The sequence below is a fragment of the Thermodesulfatator atlanticus DSM 21156 genome, from assembly GCF_000421585.1.
GTDB classification, from domain to species: Bacteria; Desulfobacterota; Thermodesulfobacteria; order Thermodesulfobacteriales; family Thermodesulfatatoraceae; genus Thermodesulfatator; species Thermodesulfatator atlanticus.
Genome location: NZ_ATXH01000058.1, coordinates 1 through 1,111, shown reverse-complemented (window position 1 = coordinate 1,111; position 1,111 = coordinate 1). Strand labels below are relative to the sequence as shown.

The 1,111-nt window shown below is 60.4% G+C and carries 1 rRNA gene; it reads right to left on the bottom strand.

The features are described 5' to 3' along the window. Positions 1–1,111: ribosomal RNA gene (locus H528_RS0111920) — 23S ribosomal RNA — on the bottom strand; the annotation flags it as partial.

Genomic DNA, 1,111 nt, shown 5'->3' with positions numbered 1-1,111 from the left:
CGGCCCCGGCGCCCTTCCCTCCTGCGTCACCCCTTGGCCTCCACTCCGGTGGCGGGGGATTGTTGACCCCTCTTCCCATCGGCTACGCCTTCCGGCCTCGCCTTAGGGTCCGGCTAACCCTGGGCGGACGACCCTTCCCCAGGAAACCTTGGGCTTACGGCGAGAGGGATTCTCACCCTCTTTATCGCTACTCGTGCCCGGATTCTCTCCTCCAGTACCTCCAGCAGCCCTCGCGGGTCTGCCTTCTTCAGCATCTGGAGTGCTCCCCTACCACTCATGCCCTAAGCATGAGTCCGCAGCTTCGGTGACTGGCTTAAGCCCCGTGGTATTTTCGGCGCAGCCCCGCTCGACCAGTGAGCTGTTACGCACTCTTTAAATGATGGCTGCTTCTAAGCCAACATCCTGGTTGTCTAAGCAGGGCCACCTCCTTTACCACTTAGCCAGTACTTCGGGACCTTAGCTGGCGGTCTGGGTTGTTCCCCTCTCGTCGCTGGACTTTATCACCCAGCGGCTCACTCCCAGGGTCCAACTGTAGGTATTCGGAGTTTGTCGGGGTTCGGTAGGCCGGTAAGCCCCCTAGCCCCAACAGTGCTCTACCCCCTACAGTCATCCCTGAGGCTGCACCTCAATGCATTTCGGGGAGAACCAGCTATCACGAGACTCGATTAGCTTTTCACTCCTACCCACAGCTCATCCGAGGAGTTTTCACCCTCCACCGGTTCGGGCCTCCAGCGGGTGTTACCCCGCCTTCACCCTGGCCATGGGTAGCTCGTCTCGCTTCGGGTCTGCCGCCAGCGACTTATCGCCCTTTCAGACTCGCTTTCGCTTCGGCTCCACCTCTACGGCTTAGCCTCGCCACTGACGACAACTCCCGGGCTCATTATGCAAAAGGCACGCCGTCACCCACACACCCGTGCAGGCTCCGACTGCTTGTAGGCCAGCGGTTTCAGGCTCTCTTTCACTCCCCTCCCGGGGTTCTTTTCACCTTTCCCTCACGGTACTCATGCTCTATCGGTGCGCAGGGAGTATTTAGCCTTGGAGGGTGGTCCCCCCTGATTCACACGGGATTCCTCGTGCCCCGTGCTACTTGGGTAGCACACCCAGGGAGCCC